This is a genomic window from Paenarthrobacter aurescens (assembly GCF_025421775.1).
Taxonomy (GTDB): domain Bacteria; phylum Actinomycetota; class Actinomycetes; order Actinomycetales; family Micrococcaceae; genus Arthrobacter; species Arthrobacter aurescens_B.
The window spans coordinates 1-239 of the sequence record NZ_JAOEFX010000668.1; the positions used below are offsets into that span (position 1 = coordinate 1).

Here is a 239-nt window from a genome sequence, read left to right on the forward strand (position 1 = left end):
TCATATATTTGTTTTTTTCTTAATTCTGTTAGTAAAACATCAATAGGTATCCTAGCTTTAGTTAGACCTTTATAAGATATTTCTCCATTTTTTATAAGAGGAAAAGGCGAAGGATCAACAAATTTTGTGAATTTTAACCACTTAAGACTTAAAAATACCATAATAAGATATAAAATAACTAATACACCTATCGTTATCATAGAACCTTTCATACCTAAATGTTGATCTGACAAAGGATG

The 239-nt window shown here is 26.8% G+C and carries 1 protein-coding gene; it reads right to left on the reverse strand.

The genetic code is table 11. From position 1 onward, the window contains the following. Positions 1-239, reverse strand: a 239-nt coding sequence (locus N7568_RS25200) for a YetF domain-containing protein (protein ID WP_261612360.1), incomplete at both ends; no start/stop codon positions are given.